The sequence below is a fragment of the Paenibacillus rubinfantis genome (assembly GCF_001486505.1).
Classification (GTDB): Bacteria; Bacillota; Bacilli; order Paenibacillales; family Paenibacillaceae; genus Fontibacillus; species Fontibacillus rubinfantis.
Map to the genome: position 1 here is coordinate 362,549 of NZ_LN909065.1, position 16,605 is coordinate 379,153.

The following is a 16,605-nucleotide window of genomic DNA, read 5'->3' on the forward strand; positions in this document are numbered from 1 at the left end:
GTATATCAAAACTACAAATATGAGTATATCACATCGTATATCAAATATCGAAGAAAAGTGTGAAGATATTTAAAAATTAAAGCTAGTAGTTCTACCCCGAAATGCTACAAATTCTCAAGCATAGCCGGCAGGTCGTTGATATGTTTGGCCAGCCAGTTCATCTCCTGGGCGAATCTGACGGGAGGCAGACTATGAAGCTCCATATGATCATGGATCCACCAGACGCTTTCCATATACCATAGCATTTGCAGAGAGGTCGCTAAGAATGGAGCCTGTTGTGCAGGGGATGGCTGCTCTTGTCTGTATCCCTCCATAAATGCAGCGGCTAAAGACATGTCCAATGTGTTGCGAAAAGCGCAAGACATGACGGCACGAGCCACATCCAGCCGGGGAAAATCATAATTGAGCCGATCAAAATCCAAAATTGCCGCTACTCCACGCTTGTGGAACAGCAGATTATCCATCCAAAGATCGCGATGAGCCCATCCGGACTCTATCGACTCGAAACCTTCTAGATTCAGGTTTTCCGTTGCGACTCGCTGCGTTTCAACTTGGGTTAGCCAATCGGCTTGGACATTTTCGCTATTCTGAGCTCGCTCCTGAAGTTCAATCCAGTGGTTCAAACGCTCTTCACGGGACGGCGGGCAAAAGAGGGCGGAGCTCTTCCGATACAACGTCCCGTCATTCAGCATCAGATGCATTTGGCCCGTGATCCGCCCCAACTCATAGAGTTGCTCCGTATTGGCTTGCCCCGGTGGAACCCGTTGCCCCTCACAATACCCCATGACAATGAACTTCTCACCGTTCGCCGACTCCAGCATCAGCTCTCCGTTCGATGCTAGGAGCGTTGGGCATGGAAACCCCAAGTCACTTAATCGCTTTTGCTGCGATAAAGCGAGCTGCAACGTCTCCGGCTTATAGGACTTAAAACGTTCCTGATTATATTGCTTAAGAACAAAGTCCCCGAGATCCGTGGTGATTTTCCATTTATAATTCAACCAACCTCTTCGAATCGGAGTTGCTTGTCGAATTGGAGTAGAAAAATGATGGATAAACGCTCGCTTAAGCTCATCCAGAACCATCTCCTCCTGAACTGCAGAATCGATCTGCCCCAAAGCCATTCCCTCCTTAAAAATAAAACGGTTCCGCCATTCAGGCTAAATTGCCTAAACATCGAAACCGTTTATTTATGAACGTTCCATCGAGTCCCCATCAGCGGTTCGGCAGGGTAAATACTTCCGGTAAGGGTTCGCCGGTCGTAAAGCTGAAGAACCGATAGTAATGATGGTCTTTCTGCTTGTAAAACAGCTGCCAGACCAGTTGGTCATTATAAATGCCCGGCAGCAGCCGAACAATCCGGATCCCCGGCAACGATTGCTTGATCAACGCACGCATTTGATTTTCGGATTTCCCTTCCGACAGCAAGCGCACCTCAGGTTCGTGCCCTTCACGAAGCCATACCATCATTTTGCGGCCGGACTCGTCTTCCCCCTGGACTACCCAGGTGACTTCATCCCATATCGACTTCCACACCTCGTCGCCCCGGACCAGGTCCGTCTCCTGCTTTGCCTGCTGGATAGCGGCTCTTTCGGCTCTCCACGTATCTTCATGAATGTATAAATAAAACCGGTGAAGGCCCAGGAGCACGATCAGCAGGATCACGATGGACAGCAGAATCCATTGGGTTCGCTTCCTCAACCTACTCTTCCTTTCCTATCCTACGTATTACCGTGCCAGCAATCCCTCGAAAGCCGCTTGGGCATCGTGACGGATCCGCTCCTCGTCCAGCGTCAGGCAAGCTCCGTGTTTAATGACCTGCTTGCCGTTCACCCAGACATGCTCCACGTCTTTGGCTCCAGCAGAATAAACCGTATGGGAGATGAAATCCGTTTTCGGCAGAAAATGGGCTTGCTCTGTATTTAAGGCGATGAAATCGGCCTTCATGCCGGCAGCTAGCTTCCCTGTGTTCGGCAAAAAGACCGACTTCGCGCCGTACTCCGTCCCCATTTTGAGCGCTTCAACCGCAGGAACCGCCGTGGGATCCCCGGATACCCCTTTATGAATCAGCGCGGCCAGGCGAATCTCCTCCAGCAAGTCCAGATTGTTGTTGCTGGCCGGGCCGTCCGTCCCGAGCGATACCACAACGCCCTTCTGCAAAAGCTCCGGCACGCGGGCTACGCCGCTGGCAAGCTTCAGGTTGCTGCCCGGGTTATGCGAGATGGTAACGCTATGCGCCGCCAATACGTCGATCTCTTCGTCCGTTAGATGTACGGCATGAGCCAGCAGCGTTGGGCGGGAGAACATCCCCAGCTTCCGCAGATGCTCCACCGGACGGATGCCGTAATCGTTCACATTCTGCTCCACTTCGGCGCGTGTTTCCGACATATGCGTATGCATCGGCAAATCCAGATCATGCGCAGCTTGTACAAACTTCTCGATAAAGGCCGGCGGGCAAGTGTATGGCGCATGCGGCGACATCATCGTCGTGATACGGCCCTCCGCCTTCCCGTGCCAGTTTTGGGCGAACGCGATCGCTTCTTTTAGCTTCTGGTCCTGCTCCTCCGGCGAGCACAATCCGATCGCCCCGCGCATCAACACGGCGCGAATGCCGGATTCCTCGACGACCTTAGCTACTTCATCCATATGATCGTACATATCCAAGAACGTGGTCGTTCCACCTTTGAGCATTTCCAGGACGGATAACGCCGTTCCGGCGTACACATCCGCAGCGGTAAATTTGGCTTCCATCGGCCACATTTTTTCCTGTAGCCAGGTTTGCAAGACCATGTCATCCCCGTAACCGCGAAGCAGCGACATCGCCGCGTGGCCGTGGGTATTGATCAATCCCGGCAGGAACAACAACCCTTTGCCGTCAAACGTTTCGGCGCCTTCTACGCCCTCCGGGCGTTCTTCGCCGATATAAGTGATTATGTCGCCCTCTACGAGCATGTATCCGTGAATCACTGGACGCTCCGGTTCTAATACGGCAAACGTCCCATTTTTGATTAACCATTTCCGACTCATAACGATGCTTGTTCCTTTCCGTTCTCTAAGTAATACGCCAAGCTAAGCAGATCCGTGGTGAAATCAGCCGCATGAATCCGGACCTCCGGCGGTACCTTCAGAATCGTTGGCGCAAAATTCAAGATCGCCCCGATGCCGGCTCTCACCAGCTCGTCTGCCACACGTTGGGCTTCCGTATCCGGAACGGTGATGATGCCGATGCGGATATTTTTGGCCCGCACCGTATCGACCAGATCCTCAATCGGCTGAATCGTAATGTTGTTGATCTGCGATCCGATCTTGGCCGGCGATGCGTCAAACACTGCGACGATTTTCATATTATCCTTCAAATACGCGTTATAATTCGAAAGGGCTTGGCCCAGGTTACCGGCACCAACCAGTGCAACGTTAATCTGTTGGTCCAGATTGAGAATTTGTTGGATCTTTTCGATCAAGTAAGCCACGTCATAGCCGATCCCCTTGCGGCCGAAATCGCCGAAATATGCCAGATCCTTACGGATTTGCGCGGGATTCAGATCCAGCTTTTGCCCCAGCTCCTGCGAGGACACCGTCGGAACCTCCCGACGGCTGAGTTCGTTCAAGAAACGCAGGTAAACCGGCAGTCTGCGGACGACGGCGTCCGAAATTTTCTCTGACTTCATACTTCGTTTCCCCCTATTCTTTAATGCGATCTATGAAGCGGTTAAGCTTCGGGATTTAGCCATTCCGAGATGCGCGGCACCATTTGGTTCATCGGCATATGCTCCATCTTCGGTCCAGGCAATGAATACAAAAAATATTTCCCGTAATAGGATTCCAGAATGCGGGTATCATAAACAATTACGATGCCACGGTCCTGCGATGAGCGGACAAGCCGCCCGAATCCTTGCTTGAAGCGGATGACCGCCTGCGGGACGGACAGCTTCATAAACGGATTCTTCTTCTCCCGCTGCAGGCGTTCGCTCTTGGCTTCCACCAGCGGGTGGTTCGGCGGTTGAAACGGCAGGCGAACGATCGCTAGGCTCGTTAACGCCTCCCCGGGAATATCCACCCCTTCCCAGAAACTGCTGGTCCCGAGCAGTACCGATGCATTTTGGCCCTGGAACCGCCGGGTCAGCTTCGTACGGCTGCCGCTGTCCATCCCTTGCCCGATCACGGTGATGCCCTCCGCCGAGAGCAACTCCTTCAGCGGATCGTAGACCTGTCTCAGCATCCGGTAGGACGTAAACAGCACCAGCATCCGGCCTTGCGTGGCCACCGCAGCATCCGCCAGCGACCGTACCAACGTCTGAATGAAGTGATCATCCCCCACGCTGCCTTTCACGCTCGGAAAATCACGAGGAATCACAAGCAGCGCCTGATCCCGGTAATTAAACGGCGAGGGCAGCATCGCGGTGATTAATCGATCCTCTTCCGCCGCCTCTGTTAATCCCAATTGCTCGATCATATATTGGAACGATTTATCGACTGACAAAGTCGCGGAGGTCATGACGACGCTTTTTTTCCGGTCGAAGAAAAATTCCTTCAACTGGGCGCTGACATCAATTGGTACCGCGTACATTTGCAGCGATCGGCTGCGGTAGTTCCCGTTGGCTTCCATCCAATACACGGTGTCTTCGCTCTCCAGCTTCATGAAGAATCGCAGCGATTCCCGTTCCGCGGCCAAATCCTTAAACAAGCCGCTGATATCGGTCAGCAAACTCTCTGCCGCATAATCATCCTGCTCCTCCCGAATCTCGGACAGGAGCCGATCCCCTTTCCGAAGCACGTCGCCCAGCCCCACGTAAATCTGGTTCTCGAGCGCGGTTAACGTCTCCCAATCCTTAGGTTTTCGCGCCGGCAGCAGCCGGTACACGAATTGCCCGGGATCGCCGGGGGCGGCATCGCTGCGATCCGGCATCAAACTAAACAGCAGTTCGCTGAGCTTGTCCCAGCTCTCTTTCACGTCCACGAGCGTCGGGTAGATGCCATCGATGACCGAGCACCATTCCGTTGCTTTCTCCGCGGCTGACGCCTCAATCGAGCTTCGGAGGTTGGCCAACTGCCCCGTCTTGCTGTCTTTGAACAATCGAGTCAACGTATGGACAACCGTAAAATACTTCATATGAAGCCCCAGATGCTTGCCGGCCACATCCTCCAGATGATGGGCTTCATCGATGACCAGGCGCTCATAGCCCGGCAGTAGCTGATGACCGGCCTGGATGTCCGTAAACAATTTCGAATGGTTCGTAATGACCACATCCGCTACGCCGGCTTCATGTTTAGCACGATGATAGAAGCATTTGCGGAACCAGGGGCAGGATCGGCCCAGGCAGGAATCCGACTCGCTGGCCACCGTCTCCCAAAAGTCACCGCCGCGATTTCCGAGATTAAGCTCCTCGTCGTCGCCGCTTTCCGTTTGGGTCAGCCACACGACCATTTGTGCGGCCGTCATCACCTCTTCTTTAGGTGTTGCAAAATCTTTCCTATTCATTTTATGTTCAAATTTGCGCAAGCACAAATAATGCTGCCTTCCTTTAAATACGGCGGCGCGGAAAGGAAAAGGCACGACCTCCGTCAATAGCGGAACATCGCGTTCCCGCAGCTGCTCCTGCAGGTTGATGGTGTGCGTGCTTACCATCACCTTCTCTTCATTTTTCACGCTGTGATAAATGGCCGGCAGCAGGTACCCCAAGGATTTCCCGGTTCCCGTTCCGGCTTCGACGAGCAGATGCTTGTCTTCCTCAAAAGCAAGCTTGACCTCATTCAGCATCATGTTCTGGGCTTCCCGCTCCTCGTACTGCGGCAAACGCTCCCGCAGACGTTCCCGGACCTGTTCCATGAACTGCTCGAAGGTTACATCGGCCAGCGGGTTTCGATCCGCACTGTCCCTTGGGGCTTCGATGTCCAGCCAATCCTCTACCTGAAGAGCGAATTGGCGATAGTACACGTAGCCGTCTTCGCTTGGCATCGCCTCGCGTTCCTTCTCCTGCACCATCGCATCAAAAAACCAGCCCAAATCGCTGTCCTCGCCGGCAAACAGATCCGCCAAACGTTGTAAGGTTAAGAGCGGAAGCTGTACGCATTCCTCCAAGCACTTCAGGAAAATCAGCGCGGTTGCCAACGCGTCGCTGTCCGCCTGATGCGGACGATCATGCTCCACTTCAAATTCCGCAGCCACCATCCCCAGCTGGTAGGAAGTTAGCGAGGGAAACAGGATTTTCAAGAAATCCATCGTATCCAGGATCCGCCCCGTAAATGGCAAATAACCCGTTTTGTCCAAAGCACTCTGCAGGTAGTTAAAGTCAAACGCCACGTTGTGCCCGACCAAGACGACGTCATTCAGAAGCGGCACCATTTCGACCATCACTTCGTCCAGCTCAGGCGCGTCTTTCACGTCCTCCTCGGTAATTCCCGTTAACCCCGTAATAAACGGAGGAATCGGGACTCCCGGTTTTACGAAGGAACGGTACACCTGCGAAATCGATCTATCCGGTTCTATAATGGCAAGTCCCACTTGAATAATTTCATCCGTGGACTGGTTACCCGTCGTTTCAAAATCAAGCACCGCATATTTCATTTCTCTTTGTAGTCCCTTCATTCCAGTCTCTTTACAGCATAACAGAAGATAGCCGTTTTGAAAATTAATACAAATGCTATCTGTAATAAAAATCACAAAACAAAACAAGCGATGCGCCGCATTACGCGGAAATTCGCATCGCTTCATATAAATCGAGCTGAAATTAGTGCCATCATCAATGTAACCTACAATAAGGACGTCAATTCCGGGCCGTAGTGCAGTTTCCCGTTGCTGCGAGCGCAGGCCTCCAAATTGGCCAGAGGCTCGGGCAAGGACGGATCGCTGTGATGCGCCAATTTGAAGTACTCTTTTGCCTTCGCAAAAACCCCTTTTTGTGCTTCAATACATCCCAGTGCATTATAAATGATCGAACGAAGCCGTTTGTTCGCCGCCTTCTCCAGCACCAGCCAAAATTGCTTGGCGGCTTGGTCGGACTGTTCCAGGTGCAGGTGGCACATTCCCAAATAAGTCCGGGCAAGCACGCTGTCCGGAAACTGCTGCATGACCAGCTCGAACTGCGTTAAAGCCTGGGGAAACATCAACAGCTTATAATACCCTTGCCCCTTAACGAAGTCGGGGGCATCCAATTCCGGAAGGTCCGGCGTTTCCCTAGCCTCCAGGCTCCCGAACGCATGGCGCAAATAGCCCATTTTCTCCTCGAAGCACAACCATTCCTCGATGATGCCGTCGCTCATATGCTGAAGCAGGCTCCATTTCTTCGCCAGCTCCTGCTTTTGTGCGTTGCCGGCCATGGGATATTTCCGTGTGATTTCGTCCAACATCTCATTCATTTCCGCAAACACATGCTGAAACATCATTCGCATCCCCCCTAACGAAAATGAAATCAGTCCGAGCCTTACGTTCATTTTTTGTTTCGAGGCCGGATTTCATTCCCGCAGGGAGGAATTACACTTTTTGAGGGTGTGGCTTGTTTCCGCTGAAGGGGTGGATGCGGAAAGTGACGGTGCGGGCAATTGTATTCGAAAAATCGAATACATTTTGGGGCTTAATGCCGGATGCGGCCAAATGTATTCGAAAAATCGAATACATTTCAGCGTTTTCGGCGATTTTAGCCAATTGTATTCGAAATTTCATACATATTTGCCTGTTTGGTGGGCAATGAGCTCAATTGTATATGAAAAACCGAATACATTTTGGTTCTAGTGCCGGTTGCGGCCAAATGTATTCGAAAAACCGAATATATTTCAGCGTTTTCGGCGAGTTTAGCCAATTGTATTCGAAATTTCATACATATTTGCGTGTTTGGTGAGCAATGAGCTCAATTGTATATGAAAAACCGAATACATTTTGGTTCTAGTGCCGGTTGCGGCCAAATGTATTCGAAAAACCGAATACATTTCAACGTTTTCGGCGATTTTAGCCAATTGTATTCGAAATTTCATACATATTTGCGTGTTTGGTGGGCAATGAGCTCAATTGTATATGAAAAACCGAATACATTTTGGTTCTAGTGCCGGTTGCGGCCAAATGTATTCGAAAAATCGAATACATTTCAACGACTTGAGAAGTCTAGAGTAGTGCCGGCGTAACTTTGACAGCAAAGTGTACCGTAAGTAGCCTAATGTAGCTTAAACAGTACATGTACCGTAACCAGCTCAAGTGCCTTAAGTAGCTCAGTTAACTGTAGGTAGCTCATTATACAGTAGTTAGGTTAGTTACTCTAGATAGTTCAATGTACCGTAAATTGTTTCAAAGTTCCGTAAATGGCTCTGTGTACTGTAAATGTCTCAGTGTACCGCAGATAGCTCAGTGTATCGTAAACCACACATGTACCTTTATAGCTCAGTTAAGAGTAGGTAGCTCATTGTGGCGCGAATAGCTTCGTTACCTTAGATCGTCCAGTGTACCGTAAACAGCTCAGTTTACCGTAGATAGCTCAGTGTATCGTAAACAGCACATGTACCTTTATAGCTCAGTTAAGAGTAGGTAGCTCATTGTGGCGTCAATAGCTTAGTTACCTTAGTTCGTCCAGTGTACCGTAAACAGCCCAGCCCAGTGTGCCGCAGATAGCTCAATGTACCCTAAGTAGCTCAGTCTACCGCAGATAGCTCAGTATGCTACTGTAGATTAGTGTATCTAGATAGCCCAGTTAACCGTAAACGACACAACACAGCGGAGACAGCGATAGTACACTACTCGGCATAGCCGAAGGCGAGGGGAGCGCACAAAAGGCCCGGCTGTATGCCGAGCCCTCTTCCCCTGTGTCTCCTTCGTGATCCGAAGATAAACCCAATATTTAGCGAATCATAGCGTGGAGTTCTTGGTGCGCTTTCTCCACCGGCTTGTTGTTCTCGTCGACGAATACAACCGTGGGTTTATGGCTGCGCACCTCTTCCGCCGACAGTTGTGCATAAGATATGATGATGACGCTATCGCCCGGCTGCACCAGCCGCGCTGCTGCACCGTTCAAACAAATGACGCCGCTGCCGCGAGGCCCGGGAATCACGTAAGTTTCCAGACGGGCGCCGTTATTATTGTTTACGATTTGGACCTTTTCATTCTCGAGCAGGTCGGAAGCCTCCATCAGATCCTCATCGATCGTGATGCTGCCAACATAATTCAAGTTCGCTTCCGTCACCGTCGCGCGGTGGATTTTCGACTTCATCATCGTTCTATACATCAGTCGTTCACCTTCTTCGTTAAAATAACGTTGTCGATCAAACGCGTGGAGCCAAATTTCACAGCAACGGCAATCAGCACATCGCTTCGCCGTCCGGCCGCATCCAACCGTTCATCGGCAGCCAGCGGGGACAGACCCGGAAAATCGGCGATCTCCACGTAATCGATCACAGCCAGCGGTTCAGCGCCAATCGCATCGCGCAGCTCAGTAAGCAACTCCCCGGCGGTTACACGGGATTCCGTTGTATTCGCCTTTGCCTGAGCGGCTAGCAGATTGCGGGACAAGACCAGCGCCGCTTGCCGCTCTTCCGCACTCAGGTAGACGTTGCGGGAGCTAAGCGCAAGGCCATCGGCCTCACGCACAATCGGACAAGGGATCATTTCGACATCGAAATTCAAGTCCAACACCATCTGTGCGATAACCGCCACTTGTTGGGCATCCTTTTGCCCGAAATAAGCCCGATCCGGCTGCACGATATGCAACAGCTTGCCAACAACGGTCGTCACACCGTCAAAATGACCCGGTCTCGATGCCCCGCACAACACATCCGTCAACCCCTCAACCTTAATATGAGTTCGTGTCGGTTGCGGATACATCTCCTCGACGCTAGGCATGAAGACGAAATCTACGCCCTCCCGCTCGGCCAAAGCTAAGTCTTTCTCCGGATCGCGGGGATATCGTTCAAAATCCTCGTTAGGTCCGAATTGAATCGGGTTAACAAAGATGCTCAATACCACCAGATCGTTCTCCGCCCGCGCTTTGCGCAACAGGCTGGCATGACCCTCATGCAAATATCCCATCGTGGGCACGAGGGCAATTCGCAGAGATTTCCCCTCTCTCGCTGCGCTAAACCGTGCATCCTTCAGCTCGTTGCGGAGCGGGAGTATATTCGTAAAGGTCTTCATGACCGGACTTCCACCTTTCCTTTACCGTACAGCGTGCCCAGAGATTCCTGCACACCTTGATCCGCACGGAAAACATGCTCTTCCGCCGGGAACGAGCGATTTTTGACGTCGGCCACATATTCCGAAATGCCGCGGCGTACCTGCGCCCCGAGGTCGGCGTACGTTTTGACAAACCGTTTGTCCCGATAATCTGCGGTATATTTCAAAACATCATGGTACACCAGCACCTGTCCGTCGCAGCCGCGTCCTGCCCCGATGCCGATGGTGGGGATGCTCAACTCCCGGGAAATCGCCGTCGCCACCTCTTCGGTGACCAGTTCCAGCACCACGCCAAAAGCACCGGCACGTTCCAACGCTTTGGCGTCCTCCATCAGCCGTTTGGCATCCGCAGCGTCTTTGCCCTGTACCCGGTAACCGCCAATTTGGTTAACGGACTGCGGCGTTAATCCGATATGTCCCAGAACCGGGACACCGGCTTTCACAATCGCCTGCACGGCGTCGGCAATCTCTGCGCCGCCCTCCATTTTGACGGCATGGGCATGGCCTTCCTGCATTAAACGTCGGACATTGCGCAGCGTTTCATCGATGCTCCCGTGATAAGTCATAAACGGCATATCAGCAACGATAAACGTATGCTGCGCTCCGCGTGCAACCGAACGAGAATGGTACACCATATCATCCAGCGTCACGGGGATCGTCGAATCGTACCCAAGGACCACATTCCCGAGGGAGTCACCGACCAGCAACAGATCCGCACCCGCTTCCTCAGCCAACTGGGCTGAAGGATAGTCGTATGCGGTGATCATAGCCAGCGGGATGCCGTCCTGTTTCATTTTTTTCATTTTTACGATGTTTAAAGACTGTTTACCTGCCATTTGATCCATCTCCTTCGGTTTAGGCGTGTGCGAGCCCTCAAAAAACGCGCACAACAAAAAAACCTTTTAGTTTGGCACTAAAAAGGTCCGAAGTCCAAAGAAGAGTCCATTCCTCGTTCTTCTGTCTCGGTCCTTCTTACGGCTCAGAGCAGAATCCAACGCAACTTGATGGTGGTTGTTCAACAAGTCAATAAATTAACAAGTCAGCCGACTTGGTGAACCATCACTTTTATACCTCCGACGAGCGCCCGGAGTGCCGTTCGGAACCAAGCCGATACCGCCTCCTGTGCTCAGTATAACAAATTACGTTTGCTTTTTCATCCGCCAAGTTGTACTTCTCCAGAGAAAATCGTGAAATGTTTGCCATTTTGATCCAGAATCAGCGCCCCGCTAGCATCCAATCCGGTGGCCATGCCTTTCAGAACCCCGTTTGGAGTATGGACGGAAACCTCCCGGCCTAGCGTAACCGACAGCGCCTCCCACAAATGACCGACCGGCCCAAACCCTTCCTGGGTGTAGAGCTCGTAAAGCTGTTCCATTTCCTTCAGGACAACACCGATCAGCGCCATCCGATCAATACGACGTCCGCTTTCCAAGGACAGTGAGGTGGCAATGGACTTCAGCTCCTCCGGGATATCCTTCGCCTCCAGGTTCACGTCAATGCCGATTCCGGCGACGGCATAACGAATCAATTCATCCTCTGCAACCGATTCGACGATAATACCGCAAAGCTTCCGTCCATCAACCATTATATCGTTTGGCCACTTGATCCCGGCGTCCACACCGGCGACTTTTCGCACGGCACGGCAAACCGCGACCGCCGCAAGCAAGGTCAACTGCGGGGCGATCGATAAAGGCTGCCGTTCCGGCCGTAGCAAGAGGCTCATCCAGACCCCTTTACCCGGCGGTGAATACCAGCGCCGTCCTTGTCGTCCGCGCCCCGCCGTTTGCTCTTCGGCAAGCACCAGTGTACCGTGCGGCGCGCCTTCTTCCGCCAGCTTGCGCACTTCCTCCTGCGTAGAAGGGGTTGACTCCAACAGCTTCAATTTCTTACCAAACATCCGGTTCCCCTGAAGGGCATGCAGCAGACTTACTTGGCTCAGCTTGTCCGGTTGGCGAGTGAGCCGATATCCCCGCCGCGGGGCGGATTCAAACTCGTAGCCCTCCTCGCGCAGCTTGGCGATTTGCTTCCATACCGCCGTCCGGCTGATCGACAATCGGCGGCTGATCTCCTCACCGGATATATATTGCCCCGGATGTTCCAGGAGCATGTCAATCAATCGGTTTGCTTCCATCTTTCTTCACCACCGTTTCCACATGTTCCAAAAGAGACTGCTTGTCGTTGCGCAGCTCGCCCGCTGCTACGGCAAGCAGCAGCTCCTTCAGCAGCTCGCTAAGCCAGGGGCCGCCTTTGCGACCGGCGGCCTGCAGCACTTCACCGCCGCTGATGGCAAGCTCCTTCAGCGTATGTACCTGCACCTCGCGGTGCCATTGGCCCGCGAGGTGCAGCATGGCCTGGCCGGCCTGCTGCCGCTTCGCGGCGTCGCCTGTGGCCGCTTGCAGCACCTGTCCCTTCTACCCATCTCGATCGGTCTAAGCGACGGTGGTACACCAGCGCAGCCCGCTGCGCTCCAGCAGGGCCAGTCCGCGCAGCGGGTCCGGGCCCAGCACGATCTTTTCCAGCTCCATACGCACGCGCTCCGTCGCGATGAAGCTGAGCTTGTCCCTGCCAGCAAGAAGTGCCTTCCACAAGCTCTTAACCGGGCGAAAGCCAAACGTCGAGGCGAACCGAACCGCCCGCATCATCCGCAGAGCGTCCTCCTCGAAGCGTTCTTCGGCAACGCCAACGCAGCGGATTCGTCCTCGCTCGATATCCCTCCGGCCATCAAACGGGTCAATCAGTTCCCCGTCCAGCCCCCGAGCGATCGCGTTCATTGTGAAATCCCGCCGCCGCAAATCCTCCGTCACCGCATCCACGAACTCCACCGAAACCGGCCGGCGGTGATCCGCGTAGTCCGATTCCTTGCGGAAAGTTGTTACCTCAAACGCATGGTCCTCCATCAACACCGTCACCGTGCCATGCTGGATCCCCGTCGGCACCGTGCGCTCAAACAGCTGAACGACCTCGTCCGGTTTAGCCGAGGTGGCGATATCCATGTCGTGAACCGGGCGTCCCATCAATTCGTCGCGAACGCAACCCCCGACAAAATAAGCCTGGTGCCCGCCATCCTGCAATACGCGCAGCACGTATTCCCCCTGAATCCGCATCAGGGGGTCGACCTGACTCCAACGATTCGTTTTGATTGCGGACACCTCCCTTCCAATCCAAGTATCCCGCTACAAAGCACAGTGCTGTGCCTAATAATGCCCCTGGCACAGCAAGCGCAGGGCACCCCGCCCTGCGCCGATTCATCTTATTTATCGCCTTCACCTACACGACGATGCAACCAACCTCAGCTGCAAGCTGGATTTAACGTCGGCAGTTGACGGTTTAATACGCGGTAATAAATTTCTTCGTATGCAGCCGTCGTCATCTCGCTGCTGAATTCAGTTTTTGCCCGCTTCAAGCAAGCTTCACGCACTCGCTCCGCTAGCTCCGGATTCTTCAACAGCGTGATGCAATGCTCCGCCATCTGCTTTGTATCGCCGATCGGAGCCAAAAATCCGGTTTCCCCATGGGTCACCAGTTCCGGAATCCCTCCGGCGATTGAGCCGACCGTCGGCACACCGCAGGCCATCGCTTCCAGTGCGACCAGACCAAAGCTTTCCTTCTCCGAAGGCAGCAGCAAGACATCGGCCATGGAAATGACATGGGCGATATCGTCCTGCTTGCCGAGGAAATGCACCCGGTCGGCAAGGCCAAGCTCCTTGATTTTGCATTGGATCTTCGGAAGATCCGGTCCTTCCCCCACAAACAGCAGTTGGGACGGAACCTGCTCATTCACTTGATGAAAAACATCAACGACATCGCTAACCCGTTTCACCGGCCGGAAGTTGGAGATATGCATCAGCACCTTCTCGCCCGGCGCGGCGAAATCCATTCGGCAGCTCTTGGCATCCCGCGGATAGTACACGCGCTCGTCAACGAAATTGTACGTCAGGTCAATATCCCGGCTGATATCCAGCACCTCGCGGGTTTCCCGCATCAAATCCCGCGACACCGAAGTCACCGCATCGCTTTCGTTAATCGCCAGACGGATCAAATCCTTCAGCGATTCGTCCTGCGCCAATACGGTAATGTCGGTCCCATGCAGCGTTGTTACGACCTTCATCGAATCACCGACCATTTGTTTGGCCAGGAACGCGCAAACAGCATGCGGCACCGCATAATGGACGTGAAGAATATCCAGGCCTTGCGTCTTGGCCACTGTCGCCATTTTGGTCGCGAGTGACAAGTCGTAAGGCGGATAACGGAAGACATAGTAATCGCTGACCTCAACCTCATGATAAAAAATATTCTTATGGTAACTCCCTAAGCGAAAAGGAACGCTATGCGAGATAAAATGGACTTCGTGGCCCTTTTCCGCCAGCAATTTTCCCAGCTCGGTGGCCACAACCCCCGAACCGCCCAAGGATGGGTAACAGGTGATGCCGATTTTCAAAAATGGTTCCATATGGTGGGGGCCTCCTTTGTTGTTATTCCCTCTTCCAGCTTATGTGCGCAGGGAGCCGAATAGGTTTACCGGATAAGCCGTTTTCGTCATAAACCCTTCCGCAAACGGAATCAGTGAGCGCTGTCCAATCAGGGAGTCACGGGCTTTAACCCGTTCCACATATCCCTGGTTCAGCGGGGTTAAGGCGACGTCTTCGCCTGGCGAACCTGCCTCGAACTGGGAACGGTAGCATCGCAGCGCCCGCTCTTTCTGTTCGTAGACTGCACTCACGTCAACGATCAAATCCGGCGTTTTCCAATCATTAATGAAATAAAAATAAAGCTCCGGCGCAGGCACGGCCGGCTTGTCCGGCATATACCGGCGCAGCTTGGCATTAAATACCGCTGCCTCTACCAGCTTGCTGCAATCGATGTGGTCGGGATGGCGGTCCTCCCAATACGGGGCAAACACAAGCCGCGGCGCAAACCGGCGGATAACCTCGGTCACCGCAGCCAACTGCTCCTGCGTTCCGGTTAACCCCCGGTCAGGCAATCCCAAATTCACGCGCGCCGCCAATCCCAGCACCTCAGCCGCCGCTTCGGCTTCCTGCTTGCGCAAGACGGGATTGCCGTTGGAGGACAGCTCGGCTTCGGTTAAATCACAGATCCCGACGCGGTAACCCGCGGCGGTATGCTTGGCGATCGTGCCAGCCATGCCGATTTCGGCATCGTCCGCGTGCGCTCCGAAGATCAAGATATCCAGCCGTTCGCTCATTTCGTTAACCCCGGCTTATGCAGCTCCACCAGCTCACGCCAACCGAAATCGCCGCGATCCAAGGCACGCACCAAAATTTCTGCTGTAGCCATGTTGGTTGCTACCGGGATGCCGTGTACGTCGCACAGGCGCAACAGCGCGGTGATGTCCGGTTCATGGGGCTGCGCCATCAACGGGTCGCGCAGGAAGATCACGAGGTCCATCTCGTTCTGGGCAATCAGTGCGCCGATCTGCTGATCCCCGCCCAGCGGTCCCGACAGGAACCGGTGGATTTTTAACGAAGTGTTATCCATGATCTGCTGTCCGGTTGTCCCCGTCGAATAAAGCCGTTTATCTTTAAATACATGCTCGTAAGCAATAGCAAAATTAACGATATCCTCTTTTTTGCGATCATGAGCAATAAATGCGATGTTTAACATATGCCTATCCCCTTTAATCTTCCATGAAATGTTCGAACCCGTAAATCATGCCTTTACATTCGACCACTTTCTTGATCGCCAAGTTGACGCCAGGCATGTAACCCGCACGCTCATAGGAATCGTGGCGAATTTTGAGCGTCTGTCCAAAGCCGCCGAAAATGACCTCCTGCTGCGCGAACACGCCTGGCAAACGGACGCTATGTATACGGAATCCATTATAATAACCGCCGCGCGCGCCGTCGATCGTCTCTTCTTCGTTGGGGTTCCCCTGCCGCAGCTCCTTCCGATTCTGAGCAATCAGCTCGGCCGTCTTCACCGCGGTTCCCGAAGGAGCGTCCAGCTTCTGGTCACCATGATATTCGATGATTTCCAGATGGGGGAAATACTTCGCCGCCTGCGCGGCAAAGCGCATCATCAAAATGGCGCCGATGGAGAAATTCGGCGCGATTAAACCGCCAAGTCCCTGGGCGTGGCACAGCTTGTCCAACTCTTCGATCTGCTCCGGCGTAAACCCAGTGGTGCCGACGACCGGCGAGACGCCGTGCCGAATCGTCAGCACGGTATTGGTATAAGCGAACTGCGGCGTCGTGAAATCGACCATCACCCGCGGCTGCGTCTCGCGAAGCGCCTTCTCCAAATCGTCGGTTAGCGCCACACCGCAAGCCGGAAGGCCGACCATGGTACCGGCATCGAGGCCGACATCCGACAAATTGACGGCGGCAACCAGCTGAAGCTCCGGATCCTGGAGCACCATCTTCACCACTTCTCTACCCATTCTGCCAGCGGCTCCTGCCACGGCTACTTTTATTGGTTCCGACATCTTAATCTCCTCGCAT

Annotated in this window: 16 protein-coding genes; all 16 read right to left on the bottom strand. The window is 53.4% G+C overall.

The features are described from left to right. Positions 1–104 precede the first annotated feature (104 nt). The 16 genes from BN3277_RS13030 to dapB all read right to left on the bottom strand — a co-directional run bounded on the left by BN3277_RS13030 (position 105) and on the right by dapB (position 16,589). Positions 105–1,115 (bottom strand): phosphotransferase, encoded by a 1,011-nt coding sequence (locus BN3277_RS13030; RefSeq protein WP_232436420.1) that lies wholly within the window; start codon positions 1,113–1,115, stop codon positions 105–107. A gap of 97 nt (positions 1,116–1,212) precedes the next feature. Further along, positions 1,213–1,698, bottom strand: coding sequence for a cell wall elongation regulator TseB-like domain-containing protein (locus BN3277_RS13035; RefSeq protein WP_059043322.1), 486 nt, complete (start codon positions 1,696–1,698; stop codon positions 1,213–1,215). Between the two features lie 27 nt (positions 1,699–1,725). After that, the gene (locus tag BN3277_RS13040) at positions 1,726–3,024 is read right to left on the bottom strand and encodes an amidohydrolase (protein ID WP_059043324.1); all 1,299 of its coding nucleotides are present in this window, start codon (positions 3,022–3,024) and stop codon (positions 1,726–1,728) included. Continuing rightward, positions 3,021–3,665, bottom strand: coding sequence for a redox-sensing transcriptional repressor Rex (locus BN3277_RS13045; RefSeq protein ID WP_059043325.1), 645 nt, complete (start codon positions 3,663–3,665; stop codon positions 3,021–3,023). The genes BN3277_RS13040 and BN3277_RS13045 overlap by 4 nt, the downstream gene beginning before the upstream one ends. 41 nt (positions 3,666–3,706) lie before the next feature. Next, positions 3,707–6,562, bottom strand: coding sequence for an ATP-dependent DNA helicase DinG (gene dinG, locus BN3277_RS13050; RefSeq protein ID WP_059043327.1), 2,856 nt, complete (start codon positions 6,560–6,562; stop codon positions 3,707–3,709). A 185-nt stretch (positions 6,563–6,747) separates the two neighbouring features. Continuing rightward, positions 6,748–7,377: a hypothetical protein gene (locus BN3277_RS13055; RefSeq protein ID WP_059044769.1), complete on the bottom strand. Its 630-nt coding sequence runs from the start codon at positions 7,375–7,377 to the stop codon at positions 6,748–6,750. 1,442 nt (positions 7,378–8,819) lie between these two features. Continuing rightward, on the bottom strand, positions 8,820–9,203 hold the full coding sequence (panD, locus tag BN3277_RS13065) for an aspartate 1-decarboxylase (RefSeq protein ID WP_059043331.1): 384 nt from the start codon (positions 9,201–9,203) through the stop codon (positions 8,820–8,822). After that, entirely contained in the window at positions 9,203–10,108 is a 906-nt protein-coding gene (gene panC, locus BN3277_RS13070; RefSeq protein ID WP_059043334.1) for a pantoate--beta-alanine ligase, read from the bottom strand. Before panC ends, panD begins: the two co-directional genes overlap by 1 nt. Next, on the bottom strand, positions 10,105–10,983 hold the full coding sequence (gene panB, locus BN3277_RS13075; protein ID WP_059043335.1) for a 3-methyl-2-oxobutanoate hydroxymethyltransferase: 879 nt from the start codon (positions 10,981–10,983) through the stop codon (positions 10,105–10,107). Before panB ends, panC begins: the two co-directional genes overlap by 4 nt. A 317-nt stretch (positions 10,984–11,300) precedes the next feature. Then, entirely contained in the window at positions 11,301–12,278 is a 978-nt protein-coding gene (locus BN3277_RS13080; protein WP_059043337.1) for a biotin--[acetyl-CoA-carboxylase] ligase, read from the bottom strand. Next, positions 12,256–12,549: an HD domain-containing protein gene (locus BN3277_RS26050; protein ID WP_059043339.1), complete on the bottom strand. Its 294-nt coding sequence runs from the start codon at positions 12,547–12,549 to the stop codon at positions 12,256–12,258. Before BN3277_RS26050 ends, BN3277_RS13080 begins: the two co-directional genes overlap by 23 nt. 27 nt (positions 12,550–12,576) lie before the next feature. Further along, positions 12,577–13,296 (bottom strand): CCA tRNA nucleotidyltransferase, encoded by a 720-nt coding sequence (locus BN3277_RS13090; RefSeq protein WP_232436421.1) that lies wholly within the window; start codon positions 13,294–13,296, stop codon positions 12,577–12,579. A 140-nt stretch (positions 13,297–13,436) separates the two neighbouring features. Further along, the gene (gene bshA, locus BN3277_RS13095; RefSeq protein WP_059043343.1) at positions 13,437–14,597 is read right to left on the bottom strand and encodes an N-acetyl-alpha-D-glucosaminyl L-malate synthase BshA; all 1,161 of its coding nucleotides are present in this window, start codon (positions 14,595–14,597) and stop codon (positions 13,437–13,439) included. Positions 14,598–14,636: 39 nt separating this feature from the next. Then, positions 14,637–15,350, bottom strand: coding sequence for a bacillithiol biosynthesis deacetylase BshB1 (gene bshB1, locus BN3277_RS13100; RefSeq protein ID WP_059043345.1), 714 nt, complete (start codon positions 15,348–15,350; stop codon positions 14,637–14,639). Then, complete coding sequence (mgsA, locus tag BN3277_RS13105) at positions 15,347–15,769, bottom strand: methylglyoxal synthase (RefSeq protein ID WP_059043346.1); 423 nt, start codon at positions 15,767–15,769, stop codon at positions 15,347–15,349. The genes bshB1 and mgsA overlap by 4 nt, the downstream gene beginning before the upstream one ends. Before the next feature lie 13 nt (positions 15,770–15,782). Further along, positions 15,783–16,589 carry a 4-hydroxy-tetrahydrodipicolinate reductase gene (dapB, locus tag BN3277_RS13110; RefSeq protein ID WP_059043348.1) on the bottom strand — a complete coding sequence of 269 codons (807 nt, stop codon included), beginning with the start codon at positions 16,587–16,589 and terminating at the stop codon, positions 15,783–15,785. Positions 16,590–16,605: the final 16 nt, after the last annotated feature.

Coding starts and splice junctions, on each gene's coding strand:
- bshA (WP_059043343.1), bottom strand. CDS start 14,597: ATGGAACCATTTTTGAAAATCGGCATCACCTGTTACCCATCCTTGGGC.
- bshB1 (WP_059043345.1), bottom strand. CDS start 15,350: ATGAGCGAACGGCTGGATATCTTGATCTTCGGAGCGCACGCGGACGAT.
- mgsA (WP_059043346.1), bottom strand. CDS start 15,769: ATGTTAAACATCGCATTTATTGCTCATGATCGCAAAAAAGAGGATATC.
- BN3277_RS13080 (WP_059043337.1), bottom strand. CDS start 12,278: ATGGAAGCAAACCGATTGATTGACATGCTCCTGGAACATCCGGGGCAA.
- dinG (WP_059043327.1), bottom strand. CDS start 6,562: ATGAAATATGCGGTGCTTGATTTTGAAACGACGGGTAACCAGTCCACG.
- BN3277_RS13045 (WP_059043325.1), bottom strand. CDS start 3,665: ATGAAGTCAGAGAAAATTTCGGACGCCGTCGTCCGCAGACTGCCGGTT.
- panC (WP_059043334.1), bottom strand. CDS start 10,108: ATGAAGACCTTTACGAATATACTCCCGCTCCGCAACGAGCTGAAGGAT.
- dapB (WP_059043348.1), bottom strand. CDS start 16,589: ATGTCGGAACCAATAAAAGTAGCCGTGGCAGGAGCCGCTGGCAGAATG.
- panD (WP_059043331.1), bottom strand. CDS start 9,203: ATGTATAGAACGATGATGAAGTCGAAAATCCACCGCGCGACGGTGACG.
- BN3277_RS13040 (WP_059043324.1), bottom strand. CDS start 3,024: ATGAGTCGGAAATGGTTAATCAAAAATGGGACGTTTGCCGTATTAGAA.
- BN3277_RS13055 (WP_059044769.1), bottom strand. CDS start 7,377: ATGTTTCAGCATGTGTTTGCGGAAATGAATGAGATGTTGGACGAAATC.
- panB (WP_059043335.1), bottom strand. CDS start 10,983: ATGGCAGGTAAACAGTCTTTAAACATCGTAAAAATGAAAAAAATGAAA.